The 21,149-nt window shown below is 67.0% G+C and carries 15 protein-coding genes and 1 rRNA gene; 9 read left to right on the top strand and 7 right to left on the bottom strand.

The genetic code is table 11. The features are described 5' to 3' along the window. A 5S ribosomal RNA gene (rrf, locus tag AC0Z6F_RS15080) occupies positions 1–86 on the top strand; the annotation flags it as partial. Positions 87–333: 247 nt separating this feature from the next. On the opposite strand, the gene AC0Z6F_RS15075 is transcribed toward rrf, so the two are convergent. From AC0Z6F_RS15075 to hemH, 4 genes are all read right to left on the bottom strand, one after another. Next, complete coding sequence (locus AC0Z6F_RS15075; RefSeq protein WP_057493177.1) at positions 334–1,248, bottom strand: IS110-like element ISStma6 family transposase; 915 nt, start codon at positions 1,246–1,248, stop codon at positions 334–336. A 393-nt stretch (positions 1,249–1,641) separates the two neighbouring features. Beyond that, a complete protein-coding gene (locus tag AC0Z6F_RS15070; RefSeq protein WP_485617564.1) occupies positions 1,642–3,747 on the bottom strand; it encodes a methyl-accepting chemotaxis protein in 2,106 nt (701 codons plus the stop codon). Positions 3,748–4,037: 290 nt separating this feature from the next. Continuing rightward, a complete protein-coding gene (locus tag AC0Z6F_RS15065) occupies positions 4,038–4,892 on the bottom strand; it encodes an alpha/beta fold hydrolase (RefSeq protein WP_100435501.1) in 855 nt (284 codons plus the stop codon). Further along, the gene (hemH, locus tag AC0Z6F_RS15060; protein WP_006403552.1) at positions 4,889–5,851 is read right to left on the bottom strand and encodes a ferrochelatase; all 963 of its coding nucleotides are present in this window, start codon (positions 5,849–5,851) and stop codon (positions 4,889–4,891) included. Before hemH ends, AC0Z6F_RS15065 begins: the two co-directional genes overlap by 4 nt. 165 nt (positions 5,852–6,016) lie before the next feature. On the opposite strand from hemH, the gene AC0Z6F_RS15055 reads away from it, so the two are divergent. The 4 genes from AC0Z6F_RS15055 (at position 6,017) to tatC (ending at position 8,469) form a co-directional block, all read left to right on the top strand. Continuing rightward, positions 6,017–6,907: a lipid-binding SYLF domain-containing protein gene (locus AC0Z6F_RS15055; RefSeq protein ID WP_485617561.1), complete on the top strand. Its 891-nt coding sequence runs from the start codon at positions 6,017–6,019 to the stop codon at positions 6,905–6,907. A 75-nt stretch (positions 6,908–6,982) separates the two neighbouring features. Further along, positions 6,983–7,210, top strand: a complete 228-nt coding sequence (tatA, locus tag AC0Z6F_RS15050) for a Sec-independent protein translocase subunit TatA (RefSeq protein ID WP_012512521.1) — start codon at positions 6,983–6,985, stop codon at positions 7,208–7,210. Positions 7,211–7,225: 15 nt separating this feature from the next. Then, the gene (gene tatB, locus AC0Z6F_RS15045; protein ID WP_006403547.1) at positions 7,226–7,723 is read left to right on the top strand and encodes a Sec-independent protein translocase protein TatB; all 498 of its coding nucleotides are present in this window, start codon (positions 7,226–7,228) and stop codon (positions 7,721–7,723) included. Further along, positions 7,720–8,469, top strand: a complete 750-nt coding sequence (tatC, locus tag AC0Z6F_RS15040; RefSeq protein ID WP_006403544.1) for a twin-arginine translocase subunit TatC — start codon at positions 7,720–7,722, stop codon at positions 8,467–8,469. Before tatB ends, tatC begins: the two co-directional genes overlap by 4 nt. A 91-nt stretch (positions 8,470–8,560) precedes the next feature. Here tatC and AC0Z6F_RS15035 read toward each other — a convergent pair whose 3' ends face one another. From AC0Z6F_RS15035 to AC0Z6F_RS15025, 3 genes are read right to left on the bottom strand one after another with little or no spacing between them, the layout of a single operon-like run. Continuing rightward, positions 8,561–9,472 (bottom strand): BPSS1780 family membrane protein, encoded by a 912-nt coding sequence (locus AC0Z6F_RS15035; protein ID WP_032973889.1) that lies wholly within the window; start codon positions 9,470–9,472, stop codon positions 8,561–8,563. Between the two features lie 51 nt (positions 9,473–9,523). Further along, complete coding sequence (locus AC0Z6F_RS15030; RefSeq protein WP_012512519.1) at positions 9,524–10,270, bottom strand: glutamine amidotransferase; 747 nt, start codon at positions 10,268–10,270, stop codon at positions 9,524–9,526. Next, positions 10,242–12,077, bottom strand: a complete 1,836-nt coding sequence (locus AC0Z6F_RS15025; RefSeq protein WP_197582063.1) for a GspE/PulE family protein — start codon at positions 12,075–12,077, stop codon at positions 10,242–10,244. Before AC0Z6F_RS15025 ends, AC0Z6F_RS15030 begins: the two co-directional genes overlap by 29 nt. An 83-nt stretch (positions 12,078–12,160) precedes the next feature. Between AC0Z6F_RS15025 and glyQ the strand changes: the two genes are divergently transcribed. The 4 genes from glyQ (at position 12,161) to AC0Z6F_RS15005 (ending at position 21,082) form a co-directional block, all read left to right on the top strand. Then, positions 12,161–13,072 carry a glycine--tRNA ligase subunit alpha gene (gene glyQ / locus AC0Z6F_RS15020; protein ID WP_006403404.1) on the top strand — a complete coding sequence of 304 codons (912 nt, stop codon included), beginning with the start codon at positions 12,161–12,163 and terminating at the stop codon, positions 13,070–13,072. A gap of 71 nt (positions 13,073–13,143) precedes the next feature. Next, the gene (glyS, locus tag AC0Z6F_RS15015) at positions 13,144–15,219 is read left to right on the top strand and encodes a glycine--tRNA ligase subunit beta (protein ID WP_100435498.1); all 2,076 of its coding nucleotides are present in this window, start codon (positions 13,144–13,146) and stop codon (positions 15,217–15,219) included. 212 nt (positions 15,220–15,431) lie between these two features. Then, entirely contained in the window at positions 15,432–17,228 is a 1,797-nt protein-coding gene (locus AC0Z6F_RS15010) for an autotransporter assembly complex protein TamA (protein ID WP_012512516.1), read from the top strand. Next, on the top strand, positions 17,225–21,082 hold the full coding sequence (locus tag AC0Z6F_RS15005) for a translocation/assembly module TamB domain-containing protein (protein WP_485617557.1): 3,858 nt from the start codon (positions 17,225–17,227) through the stop codon (positions 21,080–21,082). Before AC0Z6F_RS15010 ends, AC0Z6F_RS15005 begins: the two co-directional genes overlap by 4 nt. The last annotated feature ends 67 nt before the right edge of the window (positions 21,083–21,149 follow it).

The following is a 21,149-nucleotide window of genomic DNA, read 5'->3' as shown; positions in this document are numbered from 1 at the left end:
CGATCCCATCCCGAACTCGGAAGTGAAACGTAGCTGCGCCGATGGTAGTGTGGCCTAAGCCATGCGAGAGTAGGTCATCGCCAGGGTTTATACCCAAAACCCCGCTGCTCACGCAGCGGGGTTTTTCTTTGTGTCCCGGATAATGATTCGGGGATTATCTTCCGATGCGGGATTGCGCCTTCGGCGCAGAGCGCAGGGATAAAGCTGCCGGCCAGCGGCCGGCACTACCTGTAGATCCACGCTGCGGGCGAATGCGTTCCGGTGCGGAACATCGGCGCCAACCAAGGTTGGCAGCGACCCACGGCAGGCTGACCGGCAGTAGCAACTGTCTTGTCAGGGGCAGCCGAGGGCCACCTCGGCGTCCCGCTTACGGGCGTTGAGGATCACCAGCATTTTGCGCATGACCGCCACGAGCGCCACCTTGCTCGCTTTGCCCTTGGCCTTCAGGCCAGCGTAAAACGCGCGCAGTCTTGGCTCGTACCGGATGGCCGTCAGGGCCGCCATGTAAAGGGCTTCGCGTACCACCGCGCGCCCACCACTGATCCGCCGTTGGCCCTGCCAGGTGCCACTTTCGCGGTTCATCGGGGCCAACCCCACCAGCGATGCTATGGCTTTGCTTCCCAAGCTGCCCAGTTCGGGCAACTCGCAGGCCAGTGTGCTGATCAGGATGGGGCCGACGCCTTTGAGCGCGCCGATATTCTTCCAGCCAGGCTGTCCCTCAAGCTGCTCGGCAATAGCTTTATCCAGTTGCTTCAGGTCGTCAGATAGCTGAGCTATATAGCGTTGCTTCATCGCAATCAGATCCGGATCGACCAATCGCCGCAAGCGCTGCATCTCACTGACCCGCATCTGCACCAGATGCCTGCGGCATTGCGCAAATTCAGCCAGACGCTGCTGCCAAGGAGCAGGTGGTACGTAGCGGGTCAGCGGCAACAAATGGGCCATCTGCGCCAGCACTGTCGCATCGAGCCGATCGGTCTTGGCGGCACGGCCCGTGCCTTGGGCAAATCGCCGTGCACGCGCCGGGTTGATTCGCACCATCGGCAGGCCAGCGGCGTGCAATACATCCAGAGCAGCACGCTCGTAACCCCCGCTTGCCTCAAGAACGACCTGTTTGATCGGCCACGTCTTCAGCCACCGAATCAAGCGCACAAAGCCGCGCTTGTCGTTGCTGAATTGGCGAAACTGCTCTCCATGGACGGCCACATCCAGCGTGGCTTTGCTCACATCGATCCCGATCCCAAACATGGCAGAACTCCGCTAGGCTGACAGGGTCGAGAGCTCTCCCCGCTTGCCCAGTCTTATCAGTTCGAGCGCCAACTCAACCAACTGTTCGGGCGGTTCAGGGAGAATCCGGCGTGGGGACCCAAGCTACTTCTCGGTCGCAAGACCTGGATCCACACGGTCGCCCACGCCGGGCTCTCGGCACCCAAGGTGCCAGATCGGCAAGAGATAAGATCCACGCCACGCGTGGTTCCCGCGAAGAGCGGCGCCAACCAAGGTTGGCAACTACCAGTGGTAGCCGGCGCAGGCGGATCCAGCTACTCCGGCAACCGTCTTTTCCTGACCCGTCACGCAGAACACGCAAAAAAACGGCGCCCTGCGGGCGCCGTCCTCATCAGATCACGTTGTTGGTCGCGATCAGGCGACCAGGGCAATCCCCTGCGGAGCCTGCTGGCGGAACACCGATACCGCTTCGGTCAGCGTTCCGGCCTGCGACTGCAGCTCGCGCGCCGCGGCGGTCGCTTCCTCCACCAGCGCAGCGTTCTGCTGGGTTGCCTGGTCCATCTGCACCACGGTCTGGTTGATCTGTTCGATACCGATCGACTGCTCCTGGGAGGCGGCCGATATCTCACGCATCAGGTGACTGACGTTCTCCACGCCGCCCACGATGCCCTGCATGCGCTGGCCGGCGTCGGCCACCTGCTGTGCACCGTCGCCGACCTGGCGACCTGCTTCGTCGATCAGCTTCTTGATCTCCTGGGCTGCAGCAGCCGAACGTTGTGCCAGGACGCGAACCTCGATGGCGACCACGGCAAAGCCGCGGCCCTGCTCGCCGGCCCGTGCTGCTTCCACCGCGGCGTTCAGTGCCAGGATATTGGTCTGGAAGGCGATACCGTCGATGACGCCGGTGATGTCGCCGATCCGCTTCGACGCGCCCTCGATGGCCTGCATGGTGTCGACCACCTGCTGCATCGCGGCGTTGCCGTCGCTGGCCGCGCTCTGCGTGGCGGCCGCCAACGTACTGGCTTCCCGCGCGTGGGCGGCGTTCTGGCGCACCGTGGCCGTCAGTTCCTCCATCGATGCCGCGGTTTCCTGCAGGTGCGCGGCCTGACGCTCGCTGCGTTCGGACAGCGCGCCGTTGCCGGCGGCAATCTCGCTGGCTGCGGTGCTGATCGACGCCGCGCATTGCTGGATGTGGCCGACCATCCGCGCCAACTGCCCGGCGGTGGCATTGGCGTCGCGCTGGATCGCAGCGAAGGCACCGTGGTATTCACCGTGCATGCGCCGGTCGAGATCACCGTTGGCCAGGGCCGAAAGCATCTGCCGCACTTCATCGATAGTGCCGCCCAAGGTATCGAGCAGCTGATTGATGCCACCGGTCAGCCCATCCAGGAAGCTGGCGCCCTCGCTGGCCTGCAGGCGCTGATCGAGATCACCCGCGGCAGCTGCAGCGACGATGCCGGCAACTGCGTTTTCCAGGGCCAGCTCATGGGTGCGGTCGTGCCACTCCACGGCGAAGCCCAGCCGCGCGCCCTGCGCGTCGAACACCGGGGTGACTACCTGTGCGAAGTGCACCGGGCCGATCTGCACCTTGCCGTTGTGGGTCACCTGCAGGCCGTTGAGGATGGCGCGGATGCGGTCAGGGTTGGCATGGAAGCGATGGATGCTGCTGCCAACCAGGCGTTCGGCGTCGAAATCGGGAAACGCCTGGCGCAGGGTGGCCTGCTGGTTGCGCAGCAGGGCCACCACCGAGCGGTTCACGTAGCGGATCACGTGATCATTGTCGGCAATCATCATTGCCGTGCGCGATGCATCCAGTGCCTGGCGGATCTGTGCGTTCTCGGCATTGGCCTCTGCTTCGCGGCCGCGCTGCGCCTGCACGTGGCGGGCGGTATCGGCCAGCGCGTGCGCCAGCGAGCCCGGGGCATAGGCGCTCGTGTCCGTGTGTGCACCGAGATCGGCGCCGGTGGCGATATCACGCGCGAGCGCGGCCAGTCGGCGTGGACCGTGGCCGAGGGCTTCGGTCTGCTGGCGCAGGCGCAGCGCGACCTGGCCAAGGAACAGGGTCAGGCCGGCCAGCAGGGCGGCCGGCAGCACGGTCGGCAGCACCGCAGCGCCATCCAGCATCGGCGCCAGCAGTGCGAGCGTGCCGACACCACCGGCCAACCACACCGGCAGGCGATAGAGATGACCCAGCAGCGCGCCCAGCAGCAGTGCAATCGGCAGCGCCGGCGACAGACCGGTGATCGCACACAACAGCGTCAACTGCAGTGACAACAGCAGCGCCAGGCCATTGCGGGCGATGGCCTGACCCGCCTGCGGGCCAGCAAGCCACACGGCAGGCAATACCGCGACGGCGGCCAACGAGGCGCTCAGCACCTGCGGGCCGCGCACAGCCAGCAGCAGGCCGGCCACGGCCAGGGCCGCACTGCCAAGCAGAAGGCGACGATCAGCACTGCGCGCGAGCTGCTGCAGATGGGGCCGGCGGGCGGTATCGGGGGGGCGGGAAGATGCAATGGACATCGGCGACTCCTGGATCAACAAACAACAACGGCCACGCCCTGGTGCACGCGCAACGGCGTGGTCATGGCATGGACCGGGAATTGGGGGAATGCGACGCGATCAACGCCGCAGCGACGGCGCGCCGTGACCCCATCCTGTGGGTGACGGTGCAGTAAAGCGGGCATGTGGACTTCCTTGCAGAACCAGACACACGCCGCAGGCCCGACCGGGCCCGCGTGCCGCGGGCGCAGGGGCCCGCAACTGGTGTATCGGCCGCAGGCGCGCAGAGTGAAGTGCGCGCCGGTCCGGACTCAGCTGGCGTTGTCGTTGTTGAAGAAGCGCAGGATCACTTCGGCGATCCGTGCCGGGTCTTCCATGTGCAGGTGGTGGTTGCCGGGAAACACCGCCAGCCGTCCATCACGCAGGTGCCGCAGGCGATCACTACGCATCGGCTCCGGATAGTAGGACTGTGCCGGCGTGGCATAGATCACCTGTGTCGGGCAGGCGATGGCCTGCAGCAGGTTGTCGATCTGGCCTTCGCTGAGGCGGATCGCGGTGGGCAGCATCAGGCGTGGATCACTGCACCAGCGGTAGCCGCCTTCCACGGGTTCGACGCCGCGTTCGACCAGCAGCCGTGCGCAGCCTTCGCTGAGCTGGTTGGTCATCATCCGCGCGCGGATCGGTGCGGCCAGGTCGGGAAATACACGCAGCTGCTTGCGGGCCAGGCCACGGGTGGCATTCACATGCTCGCGCAGGCGGTTGGCGGTTTCTTCCTCGGGCCCGCGCAGGCCACCGAGTGCTTCGATCGCCACCAGCCGTTCGATACGGTCGCTGACCGACGCGGTGAGGCTGGCGATGCCGGCGCCCATCGAATGGCCGAGCAGGGTGAAGCGGTCCCAGCCCAGCGCATCGGCGACATCGAGCACGTGGCAGATCGCGGCTGCGGTGGTGTAGCTGGCACCGGCCGGCAGATGCGCGCTGTGGCCATGGCCGGGCAGGTCGATCGCCACCAGCTGCAACGATGACAGATGGGGTGCCAGCGGCATGAAGCTGGCCGCGTTGTCGAGCCAGCCATGCAGGGCCAGCACACGCGGGCCGTCGCCGTGGTTGCGCAGGCCGGCGACGCGGGTGCCACCCACCTCGAGCTCAAACGGCTGCAGGCTCATGCCAGTGACGCCACGGCCAGCCGTGCCAGCGCACGCGCGTGATCCGGTTCGGCGTTGAGGCAGGGGATGTAGCGCATCGTCGCGCCGCGTTCGGCCAGCGTTTCGGTGAAACCCATCTCTACTTCTTCCAATGTTTCCAGGCAGTCGGTGGCGAAACCCGGGCAGACCACGTCGATCTGCTTCACGCCGGATTCGGCCAGCGCCCACAGGCTGGGCTCGGCGTACGGCTGCAGCCAGCGTTCGCGGCCGAAGCGCGACTGGTAGCCGAGCTGCCACTCGTCGCTGGCCAGGCCCAGTGCATTGGCGATGGCACGTGCACTGGCCTCGCAGCGCTGCGGATACGGGTCACCGCCATCGGCCAGGCGCTGTGGGATGCCATGGAAGGAGAACATCAGCGTCTGGCCGCGGCCATGCTGCTCCCAGTAGCGCCGGATGGAGCCGGCAACCGCCTCGACCCAGCCCGGATCGACCGAATAGTCGCGGACCAGGCTGACGGTCACGCCCGGGTTGCGGCGCTGCCAGGCATCGACACGGTCTTCGACCGAGGCGGTTGTGGTGGTCGAGTACTGCGGATACAGCGGCAGCACCACGATGCGGCGCGCGCCTTCGGCGGCCAGGCGGTCGAGCTCGCTGCCCAGCGCCGGTTCACCGTAGCGCATCGCATGGCGTACCGTCAGCGACGGCAGCAGCGCCTGCATGGCCTGCGCCAGCTGGCGGGTGTACACCATCAACGGTGAGCCGTCGGGCAGCCAGACCTGGGCGTACTTGGCCGCCGAACGGCTGCTGCGCAGCGGCAGGATCAGGCCACGCAGCAGCGGCTGCCACAGCAGCGCCGGGATCGAGACCACGCGGGGGTCGGACAGGAATTCAGCCAGGTAACGGCGTACGGCAGGAGCCGTCGGCGTCTCGGGCGTGCCTAGGTTGACCGCCAACACGGCGGTATCGGGTGCGTCGAGCATGGTGGCTATTGTCGCCGATCCGATGCCGCGCCGGGATGCAGGGTTCGGATTGCAGGCATAGCCCACGTCAATGTGAGTGGGCAACGCTCATTGGCGATTCATGGCAACACTATTAATTTCAGTCACTTGCTATATCTTCCTATGGACTGACTTCTGGAGCCTGCCATGCGTCGCCCGATCCAAGCCCTGCTGATCGCCGCCACTCTGCTGTCCAGCCAGGCCATGGCCGGACCGCAGGAAGACCAGCGCGCCCGCAATGCGGTACGCGTGCTGGCCGAAATCCAGGGAATCCCTGAACAGGGTATTCCTGACAAATTGCTGGACGAAGGCCGCGCCGTCATCGTCATTCCCGACACGATCAAGGCCGGTCTGGTCATTGGTGGTCGCCGTGGGCATGGCCTGATGTCGGTACGCATGCCCAACGGCGCCTGGTCCAACCCGGTGTTCATCAAGCTTACCGGTGGCAGCATCGGCTTCCAGGCCGGTGTGCAGTCCTCCGACGTGGTGCTGGTGTTCCGCAACGACCGCAGCCTGGACAATCTGGTCAACGGCAAGTTCACCCTTGGCGCCGATGCCGGTGTCGCGGCGGGCCCGGTTGGCCGCAATGCCGCTGCTGCGACCGACGGCCAGCTGAAGGCCGAGATCTGGTCGTGGTCCCGCGCCCGGGGCCTGTTCGCCGGTGTTGCTCTTGATGGTGCGGTGCTGCAGATCGACGATGCCGCCAACCTCGACGCCTACGGCAGCAACACCACACCGCGGATGATCTTCGAAGGCCGTGCGGCGGGTTCGCCGTCGATGGATGTGGTCGCCTTCCGCGACCGCCTGGAAGAGGCCACTTACGCCGCTCGCAACAACCGCAACGGCAACGGCAATGGCGGCAACGCCCCGCGCCCGGCAGCCGCCCCGGCTGCCGCGCCGGCGCCTGTTCAGGCAGCGCCGGCCGAAGCCACCACCGCGCCGCTGCAGAACGTGCCGCAGACCCCGCCGCCGCAGCAGCAGGGCTTCCAGCCGGTCACCGACGGTGAAATCCGCACGGAAACGCTGGGCGGAAACTGACTTTCGTCACGCGCGCCGGCTAACACCCGGTGCGCTATGCTCGACAGCCTGATCACTAACGTAACGAGCGTCTTTATGGGCAGTTTCAGCATCTGGCATTGGTTGGTCGTGCTGGCCATCGTCCTGCTGGTGTTCGGCACCAAGCGCCTGACCAGCGGCGCCAAGGATCTCGGTTCGGCGGTCAAGGAATTCAAGAAGGGCATGCGCGACGAGGACAAGCCGAACGCGCAGCTGGGCGATGAATCGCGCAGCCAGGATGCCTCGCGCACCGCGCAGGACGAGCACGACCGCACCCCACGCTGATCCGGAGCGGTTGCGGTGTTTGATATCGGCTTCAGCGAACTGCTGGTGATTGCGGTGGTTGCCCTGGTGGTGCTCGGTCCTGAGCGCCTGCCCAAGGCGGCCCGCTTTGCCGGCCTGTGGGTACGTCGTGCCCGCAATCAGTGGGATTCGGTGAAACAGGAACTGGAGCGCGAACTGCAGGCCGAGGACATCAAGCGGCAGATGCAGGACGTGCGCCAGGGCATGCAGGACACCGAGAACCAGTTGCGTGCCAGCGGTGAAGCAATCCGCCGCGAAGCGCAGCAGGCGCAGCAGCAGGGCGATGACCTTGTGCAGGAGGTGCGTACACCCGCACAGGCGGATCTGCCGCCACACCTGAGCCAGCCGTCCGAGACCGATGCGCCGGCACAGGACAGCGGACCGGTTTCGACCACGGCTGCTACGGAAGGCGTTGTTTCTTCAGGGGCCGTTCCTGCCACGTCCGCTGAAGCCGGCCCGACGCCGCCGACGCAGAGCACGGAGCGTCATCCATGAGTGAACAGGACTTCGGCGAAAGCTCGCTGGTCGAACATCTGGTGGAACTGCGCGGACGCCTGGTACGCGCGCTGCTGGGCCTGGGCGTAGTGCTGCTGGGCCTGCTGCCATTCACCCAGAAGCTGTACAACGCCTTGGCCGAACCGCTGGTCTCGCAGCTGCCGAACGGGCAGACGATGATCGCCACCAACCCCGCCGGCGCCTTCTTCGCCCCGCTGAAGCTGACCTTCTTCGTCGCCCTGTTCGTGGCGGTGCCGTGGCTGCTGTACCAGCTGTGGGCGTTCGTCGCCCCGGGCCTGTACGCGCGCGAGAAGCGCCTGGCGGTGCCGTTGCTGGTGTCGTCGGTGCTGCTGTTCTACGCCGGCTGTGCCTTCGCCTACTTCCTGGTGCTGCCGGCGGTGTTCCACTTCCTGACCACCTTCAGCCCGGACGTGATCGCGATCACTCCGGATGCGAACGCCTACCTGGACTTCGTGCTGGCGATCTTCTTCGCTTTCGGCGGCAGTTTCGAACTGCCGGTGGCGATGGTGATCCTGGTGCTGCTGGGCTGGGTGACGCCGCAGCAGTTCAAGGAAGGCCGCGGTTACGCGATCGTCGGCATCTTCGTGGTGGCGGCGGTGCTGACCCCGCCGGACGTGGTCTCGCAGCTGATGCTGGCGATCCCGATGTGCCTGCTCTACGAACTGGGCATCCACGCCGCACGCTGGCTGGTGCCGTCGTCGGTAGTGAAGAAACCCGCCGCCTGAAAGAAAAAAAAAGGGGACGGAGGGGATTAAGTCGTTAGCTGCACACACTGGGCATAAACGACTTAATCCCCTCCGTCCCCTTTTTCCGTCGTCAGGCGTGGAACACGTCGCTCGAGGTCGGCGTGGTCGGAATCGGCGGGGCCGCGCGGCTGCCGCGGTGCACGAACATCTGCTTCCACGCAGCGTAGACCGCGCCGACATACAGCGGCATCAGCACCGTGGTCAGCACCAGCTGGGCGATGAAGGCCGCCGCCAGCGGGCCACCGATCAGCATCGCGATCTGGATCACGATCACGAACAGGATGTACATGCAGAACGCGGCGATCAGGCCGAGCGCGGCGAACACGATCATCGCGCCGATGTTCTCGATGCAGCCCTGCAGGCTCAGGCGCAGCGCGTGCATGCCGCTCTGCTTGTCGAACACCACCAGCGCCGGCTGGGTGAACATCGCCAGCGACAGCGCCACCGCGCTCAGGAACACCAGCAGCATCCACAGCGCGATGCGCTTGGCCGGCAGGTTGGCGACCAGTGCGGCCGCGTCGTCCGGCTTGATCTGCTGGCCGCTGCGGCTGATTTCTTCCATCTTGGTCATGACCTCGCTGAAGGCGGTGAAGCCCTCGCGGCCGATCATCATGAACAACAGTGCGCCCAGCAGCAGCACCGCCAGCACCTGGATCGCCAGCGGCACCAGCAGGTGGCTGACGCGGTGGTCGCGGATCGGCTGCAGCAGGTGCGAGGCCAGGCCCGGGCGGCCTTCGTCGATCTCGCCCACGGCATAGAGCATGCCGCCGAACATGATCGGCGAAATGGCCAGGGTCATCAGCTGCACGGCCATGCCGGCGGCACCGGGAATCAGCGTCGACAGCAGGGTCACCACCCAGCTCACCAGCAGCCAGGTCAGGCCGATCCGGGCCAGCTGCAGCGGCGCACGCCGGTACAGGGAGAACGTATCGAGCAACCATTGAGCGCCCGCCGAGGCCGGCAGCTTGCGAATCTCTTTCATGGACATCCGGGAGGGACAGAAAGGGGGCCGGGCAGTCACCCGTGCCGCCGATTATCCCTGTTTTGTCGCCGGCTGGGCTGAAGACAGCCGCGCCTGGCGGACGAAGCGGCGCAACAGCTGGCGGGCCAGCGGCGCGGCACTGACCGCACGCTCGATGCTGCGGGCGCAGCCGCCGTGGCGGCCGATGCAGTCGGCGCGGGCACGCACGTAGCCGCGCATGTGGTGGGTGGCGAACTCGGGATGGAACTGCACGCCCCAAGCCTGGCGCCCCCAGCGGAAGGCGTGGCAGCCGTCCAGCGGAGAGCGCGCCAGCACCTCGGCACCGTCCGGCGCGCGCAGCACCGTCTGCAGGTGGGTGGCATGGGCGGCGAAATGCTGCGGCAGGCCCTGGAACAACGGGTCCTGCGCGGCCTGCGGCTGCAGTTCCAGCTCGATCGTGCCGGACTCGCGGCCGGCCGGGTTGTAGGCCACCTCGCCACCCAGCGCGTGCGCCAGCAGCTGGTGGCCGTAGCAGATGCCGAATACCGGCAGGTCGTCGTGGGCGGTCTGGCGCAGCCATGCCGCACTGCGTTCGCTCCATTCGGCATGGTCGGTGACGAAGGCAGCCGAGCCGGTCACCAGCACGCCGGCGAAGGCATGCGGGTCGGGCAGGTCACCACCGTGTTCGACATCGACCACCACCGTCTCGTGCTCTTCCAGCCCGGCGGCAACGCGGATCCAGTGCGGGAAGCGCCCGTAGCGGCGCAGTGACGGCACCGGGCGGCCGGTTTCAAGGATCAGGAATGGGGCTGGGTTCATCCGGGGGCGGCAGGACTGACAGGACTTCCTCGATTGTAGTCAGCCCCTGCGCCACCTTTTCAAGCCCGGCCTGACGCAGGGTTCGCAGCCCTTCAGCCCGCGCGGCGCGGGTGAAACCGGCCAGATCCATATCGGCGCGGATCTGCCCGCGCAGCCGCGAGCCCAATGGCAGCAACTCATACAGGCCGATGCGGCCGAGGAATCCGGTGCGCCGGCACTCCAGGCAACCGACCGGCCGACAGGGCGTGGCGGCATCTGGATATGCAGCATGGCTATCAGCCAGCACCGCCCAATCGGCCGCGCCGAGGCTGTGCGGTTGCTTGCAGTGCGGGCACAGCGTGCGCACCAGGCGCTGGGCAAGGATGCCGTTGATGGTGCTGGCCAGCAGGTAGTGCGGCACGCCCAGGTCGAGCAGGCGGGTGACCGCCGAGGGCGCGTCGTTGGTATGCAGGGTGGACAGCACCAGATGGCCGGTCAGCGAGGCCTGCACCGCCATCTGCGCGGTTTCCAGGTCGCGGATCTCGCCGATCATGATGATGTCCGGGTCCTGCCGCAGCAGGGTGCGCACGCCGCTGGCGAAGTCCAGGTCGATGTTGGTCTGCACCTGCATCTGGTTGAACTCGGGCGCGATCATCTCGATCGGGTCCTCCACCGTGCACACATTCACGTCCGGCGTGGCCAGCCGCTTCAGCGTGGAATACAGGGTGGTGGTCTTGCCCGAGCCGGTCGGGCCGGTGACCAGCACGATGCCGTGCGGGCGTTCGACCAGTGCATTCCAGCCCGCCGCCTCCTGAGGGCTGAAACCGAGCTGGTCGATGCTCTTGAAGGCGGCATCCGGGTCGAAGATGCGCATCACGCACTTCTCGCCGAAGGCGGTGGGCATGGTCGACAGGCGCATCTCGACCTCGCGGCCGCCCGGCGAACGGGTCTTGATGCGGCCATCCTGCGGGCGCCGGCGTTCGGCCAGGTCCATGCGGCCGAGCACCTTGATGCGGCTGACCACCGCGGTCATCACCGCCGGCGGTACCTCGAACACCTTGTGCAGCACGCCGTCGATGCGAAAGCGCATGCGCCCCATTTCGCGGCGCGGCTCCAGGTGGATGTCCGACGCGCGCTGCTCGTAGGCGTACTGCAGCAGCCAGTCGACGATATGCACGATGTGCTGGTCGTCGGCGTTGACGTCGCCGGTGCGGCCCAGCTCCACCAGCTGTTCGAAGCTGGGCAGGGTGGTATTGGCTTCGCCACGCACGTCGCCACGGGCGCCGCGCACCGAACGGGTCACCCCGTAGAACTCCATGGTGTAGCGGTGCAGGTCCAGCGGGTTGACCACCGCCAGCTCGATGCGGCGGCGGGTCAGGTGCTGCAGGTCGCGGCGCCATTCCTGCACCAGTGGCTCGCTGGTGGCCACCAGCACGCGCTCGGCATCCACCGCCAACGGCAGGAAACGGTGGCGGCGCGCATAGGCATGGGAGACCAGCGCGGTGACCGCGGCGACGTCGACCCGGGTCGGGTCTATGCGCAGGTAGCGGCTGCCGGTGCGCTGCGCCAGCCACTCGGTGAGGCGCTCCAGGGTCAGTTCGCCACCGCCGTTGGCGGCCAGCTTGAGGTTGGACAGCAGCACCAGCGGGTGCACTTCACTGGCGTTGCGTGCGCCTTGCGCGGAAAAGCGCATGCGCTCGCGGTCCTGCTCGGCCACCAGGTCATCGGCGATCAGGGCCGCGGCAATCTGCTCGAACTGCAGGCGACCCCACGGCAGCGGTACGCGGCCAGCCTCGCCGGGCGTGCCCACCGGCAGCCGATGTTCCATCTGCCTGCTCCTCCCGGGTACGGAATGCCCCGCAGGTCGGCCGTTATACTAACGCACCCCCTTGCCGGCCAAGACTCGTCCGCATGTCCGCGACCCCGACCGTTCCGATCACCTTCCAGGGCCTGATCCAGACCCTGAACCAGTTCTGGGCCCAGCAGGGCTGCGTGCTCATCCAGCCGCTCGACCTGGAGGTGGGCGCCGGTACCTTCCACCCGGCCACCTTCCTGCGTGCGATCGGTCCGGAGAGCTGGAACGCGGCCTACGTGCAGCCCTCGCGCCGCCCGACCGACGGCCGCTACGGCGAGAACCCGAACCGCCTGCAGCGCTACTACCAGTACCAGGTGGCGATGAAGCCGGCGCCGGACAACATCCAGCAGCTGTACCTGGATTCGCTGAAGGCACTGGGCATCGATCCGCTGGTGCACGACCTGCGTTTCGTCGAGGACAACTGGGAATCGCCGACGCTGGGCGCCTGGGGCCTGGGCTGGGAAGTCTGGCTCAACGGCATGGAGGTGACCCAGTTCACCTACTTCCAGCAGGCTGGTGGCCTGGAGTGCCGCCCGGTGCTGGGCGAGATCACCTACGGTCTCGAGCGCCTGTGCATGTACCTGCAGAACTGCGACAACGTCTACGACCTGGTCTGGACCTACGGCCCGGACGGCCAGCCGGTGACCTACGGCGACGTCTACCACCAGAACGAGGTGGAGCAGAGCACCTACAACTTCGAATACGCCGACGTGGAAGAAATGTTCCACCGCTTCGATGCCTGCGAGCGTGAAGCGCAGAAGCTGGTGGAAGTGAACCTGCCGCTGCCGGCCTACGAGCAGGTGATGAAGGCCAGCCACACCTTCAACCTGCTGGATGCGCGCCGCGCGATCAGCGTGACCGAGCGCCAGCGCTACATCCTGCGCGTGCGCGCGCTGGCCCAGGCGGTGGCCAAGGCGTACTACGAGCAGCGCGAGAAGCTGGGCTTCCCGGGCGCGAAGAAGGCCTGACGGCCGCTCTCCCCCTTACTCCGGGGCGCCGGACGCGTCGCGCGCTGCACCCCCACCACAGGATTGAAACGATGAGCCAACTGTCCCCCCTGCTGATCGAACTGGGCACCGAAGAGCTGCCGGTCAAGGCGCTGCCGGGCCTGGCCCAGGCCTTCTTCGATGGCGTTGTCGACGGCCTGCGCAAGCGCGGCGTCGCACTGGAACTGGGCGATGCGCGCCCGCTGTCGACCCCGCGCCGCCTGGCCGTGCTGCTGCCGGGCGTTGGCCTGGAACAGCCGGAACAGCACAGCGAAGTGCTGGGCCCGTACCTGAACATCGCGCTGGATGCCGAAGGCCTGCCGACCAAGGCCCTGCAGGGCTTCGCCGCCAAGGCCGGGATCGATTGGACCGCGCTGGAGAAGACCAGCGACAACAAGGGTGAGCGCTTCGTGCACCGCGCGGTGACCCCGGGCGCGAGCACTGCCAGCCTGCTGCCGGAGATCCTGCGCGAGGCGATCGCGGCGATGCCGATTCCCAAGCCGATGCGCTGGGGCGACCACGCCTGGGGCTTTGCGCGCCCGGCGCATTGGCTGGTGCTGCTGCACGGTGCCAACGTGGTTGAAGCCGAGTTGTTCGGCCTGCAGGCCGGTCGCGTCAGCCGTGGCCATCGTTTCCACCACGACCAGGCGGTGTCGCTGGCACAGCCGCAGGACTACGTTGAAGCCCTGCGCGCCGCCTTCGTGCTGGTCGACCCGAGCGAACGCCGTGCGCGCATCGTCGCCGAGGTCGAGGCCGCCGCGGCCAAGGCCGGTGGCAGCGCCCGCATCACCGACGACAACCTGGAGCAGGTGGTGAACCTGGTCGAGTGGCCGTCTGCAGTGCTGTGCAGCTTCGAGCGCGCGTTCCTGGCGGTGCCGCAGGAAGCGCTGATCGAAACGATGGAGATCAACCAGAAGTTCTTCCCGGTGCTGGATGACAGCGGCACGCTGACAGAGAAGTTCATCGGCATCGCCAACATCGAATCGAAGGATGTGGCCGAAGTGGCCAAGGGCTACGAGCGCGTGATCCGCCCGCGCTTCGCCGATGCCAAGTTCTTCTTCGACGAGGACCTGAAGCAGGGCCTGGTGTCGATGGGTGACGGCCTGAAGACGGTGACCTACCAGGCCAAGCTGGGCAGCGTGGCCGACAAGGTGGCACGCGTGGCCGCCCTGGCCGAAGTGATCGCCCCCCAGGTCGGCGCCGACGCCGCGCAGGCCAAGCGGGCCGCGCAGTTGGCCAAGAACGACCTGCAGTCGCGCATGGTCAACGAGTTCCCGGAACTGCAGGGCATCGCCGGCCGCCACTACGCCGTGGCCGGTGGCGAAGCGGAGGAGGTGGCGCTGGCCATCGACGAGGCCTACCAGCCGCGTTTCGGCGGTGACGACATCGCACTGTCGCCGCTGGGCAAGGTGCTGGCGATTGCTGAACGTGTCGACACGCTGGCCGGTGGTTTCGCCGCTGGCCTGAAGCCGACCGGCAACAAGGACCCGTTCGCGCTGCGCCGCAATGCGCTGGGCCTGGCCCGCACGATCATCGAAAGCGGCTTCGAGCTGGACCTGCGCGCGCTGCTGGCCAGCGCCAACACCGGCCTGATCGCGCGCAATGTGCAGGCCGACGTGGGTGAGCTATACGACTTCATCCTCGACCGCCTGAAGGGCTACTACAGCGACAAGGGCGTGCCGGCCACGCACTTCAACGCCGTGGCCGAGCTGAAGCCGGCTTCGCTGTATGACTTCGATCGTCGCCTTGACGCAATTGGCACGTTTGCCGCGTTGCCGGAAGCCGAGGCGCTGGCTGCGGCCAACAAGCGCATCCGCAACATCCTGCGCAAGGCCGAAGGCGACATTCCGGGCCAGATCGACCCGGCGCTGCTGCAGGAAGACGCCGAGCGAGCGCTGGCCGAAGCGGTCACCGCGGCCATCGACGACACCGGCACCAGCCTGCACCAGAAGGACTACGTGGCCGTGCTGGCACGCCTGGCGCGCCTGCGTCCGCAGGTCGATGCGTTCTTCGACGGGGTGATGGTCAATGCGGACGATCTGGCGCTGCGTGGCAATCGTCTTGCGCTGCTGACGATGCTGGGCGAGCGCCTGGGCAAGGTGGCGGCGATCGAGCATCTGTCGAGCTGATGCCGGTATCGGTAGTGCCGGCCGCTGGCCGGCATTGCCCCGCGCACCCAATCGCCGGCGGATGTCCATCGGGGTCATTGCCGGCATCGGGCACGATGCCGGCATCCTCCCCTGCGATCACGATGATCGCCACAAAGGCGCGTATTTTGACCGCCACTTAACAACCGATCCCCAATGACGTGATGCATTTCGCATCGTCACCTCCGGTCGGTATGCTGTGCCGCATGCAGCCAAAGAAATACGCCCTGCCGCTGATGGTCCTGACGCTGGCCGCCACCTCCGTGGCCCATGCGCGCGGCACCATCGACAAGGTGGACATCAAGGGATTGGACAAGGGCGACGACGCCGCAATCATCGAGAACATCCAGGAATCGCTGTCGCTGTACGACACGATCGGCAAGGAACAGGGCGAATCGCGCCTGGAGTACCTGCTGTCCCAGGCCGAGCGGCAGACCCGCCAGGCGCTGGAGCCGTTCGGGTACTACAACCCGGTGATCAAGGTCGAGGCGCCGCGCGAGGACGAGCACGTACGCGTGCTGATCCATGTCGACAAGGGCACCCCGGTGACCGTGCGCCGCGAGCACATCGACATCACCGGCCCGGCGATGTACGACCAGTACCTGCAGGACGACCTGGCCAAGTTCAAGCCGCGCAAGGGCCAGCGCTTCGTGCATACCCAGTACGAGGCCAGCAAGATCACCGTCACCCGCCGCCTGGCCGAGCGCGGTTACTTCGACGCCGACTACACCCAGCGCCAGGTGCAGATCACCCGTGCCGACAACGCTGCCGACATCGACCTGACCTGGGACAGCGGCCGCCGCTACAACATGGGCCCGGTGCGTTTCGAGCAGGACTACTTCGTCGACAAGCTGTTCGACCCGCTGGTCTACTGGGACCAGGGCAGTTACTTCCACGAGGGCAAGCTGGACCGGCTGCGCGAGTCGCTGACCAAGCTGGACTATTTCAGCGTGATCGACATCCAGCCGCGGCCGGACCAGGCCGACGAGAACGGCGATGTGCCGGTGGACGTGAAGCTGACCCGCGCCAAGCGCACCATCTACACCGCCGGCCTGAGCTACGGCAGCGAGAGTGGCCCGGGTGTGCGCGGTGGCATCGAGCGGCGGTGGCTGAACAACCGCGGCCACAAGATGAACACGCAGCTGGACTATGCACAGAGGCGCAAGAGCCTGGTCACCAGCTACCGTATTCCCGCCTTCAAGTGGCTTGATGGCTGGTACACCTTCGCAGCCAGTGCCTATGACGAGCAGACCGATTACATCGACCTGCGCAACTTCAAGCTGATCGCCAGCCGCAGCGGCGAGATCAACGAGCACTGGACCGCGATCGCCTCGATCAACGCGCTGCGTGAGCGCTGGCGCTATGCCTCGGGTACCGAGTTCACCGACGCGGTCTACAACACCTCGACGCTGGTCTACCCGCAGATGGTGGCCGACTACGTCAACGTCGACGACGAAATGTTCCCGCGCAAGGGCATCAGCGGTACCGCGACAATGCGTGCCGGCGTCGAGGGCGCCGGCTCGGATACCAGCTTCGTGCAGGCCAACGCCGTGCTGCGCTGGTACATCCCGGTGGGTGAAAGCAACCGCCTGATCCTGCGCGGCGAAGGTGGCACCACCTGGACCAGCGATCTGGTGGCGATGCCGCCCAGCCTGCGCTACTTCGCCGGTGGCGACCGCAGCATCCGCGGCTACGCCTATCGCGAAGTCGGACCGCGGACCCCGGCACCAGACAAATACGCGCTGGGTGCCAAGAACCTGGTGATCGGCTCGGCCGAATACGAGCACTACTTCAATGGCGGTCCGTGGGGCGCGGCGGTGTTCGTCGATACCGGCAGCGCCTTCGACAACACCATCGATCTGCACACCGGCGTTGGCTTCGGCGTGCGCTGGAAGTCGCCGGTGGGGCCGGTGCGCGTGGATATCGCGCATGGCCTGAACAACCCGGATTCGCAGTTCCAGCTGTACCTGAACATCGGAGCGGACCTGTGAGCACGCCCGCACCGACCCCGAACACGCCGCCGCCGCGCGTGCGCTTCTACCGCCGCCGCCGCTTCTGGGCGTGGTCCGGCGCCGGCGTGGTCGGCCTGGTGCTGCTGGCCCTGCTGGCGGTGTACTGGCTGCTGCAGACCGTGGCCGGACGCGATGTGCTGCTGGCACAGGTGGTGGCGCGGCTGCCGGTGGGCGCCAGCTTCACCTGGGACAAGGTGGACGGCCCGGTGGCCGGCCCGCTGACCCTGTACAACGTCGACTTCCGCTACGACGACATCCATTTCCATGCCGAGCGTGCACACCTGGAGCCGGACCTGCGCCCGCTGCTGGGCCGCAAGCTGCTGCTGGACAAGCTGGAACTGACCAACGCGACGTTGAACCTGGCCAAGAGCGACGAGCCGTTCAAGCTGCCGTCGTGGCCCGATTCGCTGCCGCAGATCGAAATGCCGCTGGCGATCCAGGCCGATGCCATCGCCATCGACGGCTTCCGCATCAGCCAGGCCAACGAGCCGGTGATCGACATCAGCCGCGTGCGCGGCGGCATCGAGATCGCCAATGGCGAGTTCCAGGCACACAAGCTGGTGGTGGACAGCGACATGGGCAATTTCACTGCCCAGGGCCGCTACATCCCGGCCAAGGACTACGACACCGATGTGACCGTCACTGCGGTGCTGCCGGCGCCACGTGGCCGCACTGCCGCCACGATCGGCCTGGTCGCGCGCGGCGACCTGTCGCACATGGAGGTGGCGGTGGCCGGGCGTGCGCCGAAGCCGCTGCACGCGATGCTGGTGTTCGATGGCCGTACCGATCCGAGCTGGAGCGCCAGCGTGCGCAGCGACGAGCTGGATCTGGCGCTGCTGTCACCGGCACTGGCGGGTTCGGCAATTGCCCCGCTGGCGCTGGACTTCACCGCCGCCGGCAAGGGTGGCAACGCCAACCTGCGCGGCAAGGTGAAGCAGGGCGATCAGGAACTGGAGCTGGCACCGTCGGTGGTATCGCTGCAGGACCAGGTGTTGAAGGTCTCGCCGCTGCTGGTGAAGGGCTTCGGTGGCGAAGCGCGCTTGGAAGGTACCGCCGATTTCAGCCAGGAAGACCAGCAGAAGCTCAACTTCTCGGTGGTCGCGCATGACCTGACCTACGTGCCGGCAGCGGATCCGAACACCGCCGGCAGTGCGCCGGTACCGGTGACCCTGAAGGAAGCACGTTTTGGCCTGGCCGGTACCCTGAAGGCCTGGGCGGCGATCGGCCGTGCCGATGTCGAGCGCGAAAAGCAGAAAGCGCAGCTGCGCTTCGACGTGCGTGGCAATGATCAGGCTGCTGAGATCCGCGAACTGCAGGCGCAGACCCCGGGCGGTCAGCTGCAGGTGGAAGGCAAGGTGGCCTGGGCACCGCAGCTGGACTGGGATGCGAAGGCCACGCTGAAGGCTTTCGACCCAGGCTACTTCGCGCCAGGCTGGGACGGGCGCCTGTCCGGCAATCTGGCCTCCAAGGGGCGCCAGCTGCCACCGCCGGCCAACGCGCCGCCGGGCACTGCCGGCACGCTGGAAGCCACGGTGGACCTGCCGTCGCTGAAGGGCATCCTGCGCCAGCGCAATCTTGATGCGCAGGGCAAGTTCGCGCTGCAGGGCGAGCAGGGCCAGGGCGATCTGAAACTGTCGCTGGGCAGCAGCCGGGTGACCGCTTCGGGCAAGGTCGGCGATCGCCTCGACATCGACGCGCGCTTCGAGCCGCTGCAGCTCAGTGACCTGCTGCCGGGTGCCGATGGTGGCCTGCGTGGCCAGGTACAGGTGAAGGGCCCGCGCGATGCGCCGGACATCACCGCCGACCTGGTCGGCAACAATCTCAACTGGGATGGCTACGGCGCCGAGAGCGTGAGCATCAAGGGCCGGCTGCCGTGGCGGGGCGACAGCGGCACGCTGGCGATCCAGGGCCAGCAGGTCAATGCCGGCATGCTGCTGGAGCGGCTGAACATCGACGCGCAGGGCAGTGTCTCCAACCTGCGCCTGGCCGCGCAGACCCGCAACGAGCTGGGCGCGGTCGAACTGCAGGGCAGCATCCGCCAGCAGGGCGCGCAGTGGCGTGGCGAGCTGGCCGCGCTGCGCATCACACCGGTGAAGGGCGATGCCTGGTCGCTGCGTGCACCGGCGGCGTTCGCGATCAACGGCAGCAACTACACGCTGGGCGAAGCCTGCCTGGCTGCTGCCAGCAGCGGTGCCTTGTGCGCCCAGGCCAACTGGCCGCGTGAGGGCCTGGTGGTGCGCAGTGATGCGCTGCCGCTGGCGCTGGTGCAGCCGTGGTTGCCGCCGCAGTCCGGCCGCCGCATCTACCTGCGTGGCGATGTCAGCCTGGACGCGCAGATCCGCCCGCGCGGCAACGCCTGGGAAGGCCATGTGGAAGTGCGCTCGAAGGAAGGCGGCGTGCGCCTGGGCGAGAACCGCAACACGGTGGGCGACACCACCCGTGGCGAACTGGTGCGCTACGACCAGTTCTCGCTCAAGCTCGACATGACCCCGGCCAGCATCAAGGGCTACCTGGGCATGGGCTTCCAGGGCAACGGCTTCGTCGATGCGAAGATGCAGACCGGCTGGGAAGCCAGCGCGCCGTTGAACGGCGAGCTCTACCTCAACATGTCGCGGCTGTACTGGCTGGAGCTGTTCTCGCCGGACATCGTGCGTCCGACCGGCCTGATCGAAGGCCACGTCAGCCTGCGCGGAACCCGTGGCCAACCCTCGCTGGGCGGTGATGCACAGCTGAGCAACTTCAAGGGCGAGTTCCCGGCCTTGGGCCTGACCTTCGACCAGGGCAAGGGCAGCTTCGTCGCCCAGCCCGACGGTTCGGCCAAGATCACCGCGCAGGCCAACTCGGGCAAGGGCACGCTGTATGTCGACGGTGGCCTGTCCTGGTTCGGTGATGCGCAGCCGCTGCAGCTGAAGATCCACGGCGAGAACGTGCTGCTGTCCAACACCAGCGAACTGCGCATCGTCGCCAATCCCAACCTCGATTTCACCCTGGCCAAGGCGGCGATGGAGCTGCGTGGCGTGGTCCACGTGCCCGAGGCCGACATCGACCTGGAGCGCCTGGACCGTGGCACCTCGGTGTCCGAAGACGTGGTGGTGCTGGATCCGGCCGATCCGGAAGAGTCGCGCACCTCGCCGCTGGACATGGAGCTGACCGTCAGCCTCGGCGACAAGGTGAAGATGACCGGCTTCGGCCTGAAGGGCGCGCTGACCGGCAAGATGCAGGTCTGGGCCAAGCCCGGTCGCGAGATGACCGCCAATGGCGGGCTGGAAGTGAGTGGTCGCTACAAGGCCTATGGCCAGGATCTGACCATTACCCGCGGCAACCTCACGTGGAACTACAACGCGGTCTCCGACCCGCGCATCAACATCCGCGCCGAGCGCCGGATTGGTGATGTCACCGCGGGCATCGACGTGACCGGGCGGGCGCAGCAGCCGCGTGCGGATGTGTGGTCCGAGCCGGCGATGTCGCAGTCCGAGGCACTGGGTTACCTGGTGCTGGGGCGCAGCCTGACCGGTGCCAGCAGCGACCAGACCCAGCAGGTCAATGCGGCCTCGGCGGCATTGTCGGCCGGCAGCGGCCTGCTGGCCTCGCAGCTGGGCGCCAAGCTGGGCCTGGACGATGCCGGCGTGAGCCAGTCGCGCGCGCTGGGTGGCTCGGTGATCGGTGTCGGCAAGTACATCTCGCCCAAGCTGTACGTCGGCTACGGCGTGTCGCTGGTCGGTGCCGGTTCGGTGATCACGCTGAAGTACCTGCTGCGTCGTGGCTTCGACGTGGAAGTGGAATCGAGCACGGTGGAAAACCGTGGGTCGATCAACTGGCGGCGGGAGAAGTAACCCGCCGCGCGATCTCTGTAGAGCCGAGCCCATGCTCGGCTTCCGCGCACAGCGCGGGTTGGGGGGC

The sequence above is a fragment of the Stenotrophomonas sp. 1L-E-5-B-C3 genome (assembly GCF_057292075.1).
Note: the sequence above shows the minus strand (reverse complement) of the source record. Positions and strands in the feature narration are given on the sequence as shown.

Excerpts from the sequence above, each read along its gene's own strand:
- AC0Z6F_RS15075 (WP_057493177.1), bottom strand. The coding sequence starts at position 1,248 with ATGTTTGGGATCGGGATCGATGTGAGCAAAGCCACGCTGGATGTGGCC.
- AC0Z6F_RS15070 (WP_485617564.1), bottom strand. The coding sequence starts at position 3,747 with ATGTCCATTGCATCTTCCCGCCCCCCCGATACCGCCCGCCGGCCCCAT.
- AC0Z6F_RS15065 (WP_100435501.1), bottom strand. The coding sequence starts at position 4,892 with ATGAGCCTGCAGCCGTTTGAGCTCGAGGTGGGTGGCACCCGCGTCGCC.
- hemH (WP_006403552.1), bottom strand. The coding sequence starts at position 5,851 with ATGCTCGACGCACCCGATACCGCCGTGTTGGCGGTCAACCTAGGCACG.
- AC0Z6F_RS15055 (WP_485617561.1), top strand. The coding sequence starts at position 6,017 with ATGCGTCGCCCGATCCAAGCCCTGCTGATCGCCGCCACTCTGCTGTCC.
- tatA (WP_012512521.1), top strand. The coding sequence starts at position 6,983 with ATGGGCAGTTTCAGCATCTGGCATTGGTTGGTCGTGCTGGCCATCGTC.
- tatC (WP_006403544.1), top strand. The coding sequence starts at position 7,720 with ATGAGTGAACAGGACTTCGGCGAAAGCTCGCTGGTCGAACATCTGGTG.
- AC0Z6F_RS15035 (WP_032973889.1), bottom strand. The coding sequence starts at position 9,472 with ATGAAAGAGATTCGCAAGCTGCCGGCCTCGGCGGGCGCTCAATGGTTG.
- AC0Z6F_RS15030 (WP_012512519.1), bottom strand. The coding sequence starts at position 10,270 with ATGAACCCAGCCCCATTCCTGATCCTTGAAACCGGCCGCCCGGTGCCG.
- AC0Z6F_RS15025 (WP_197582063.1), bottom strand. The coding sequence starts at position 12,077 with ATGGAACATCGGCTGCCGGTGGGCACGCCCGGCGAGGCTGGCCGCGTA.
- glyQ (WP_006403404.1), top strand. The coding sequence starts at position 12,161 with ATGTCCGCGACCCCGACCGTTCCGATCACCTTCCAGGGCCTGATCCAG.
- glyS (WP_100435498.1), top strand. The coding sequence starts at position 13,144 with ATGAGCCAACTGTCCCCCCTGCTGATCGAACTGGGCACCGAAGAGCTG.
- AC0Z6F_RS15010 (WP_012512516.1), top strand. The coding sequence starts at position 15,432 with ATGCTGTGCCGCATGCAGCCAAAGAAATACGCCCTGCCGCTGATGGTC.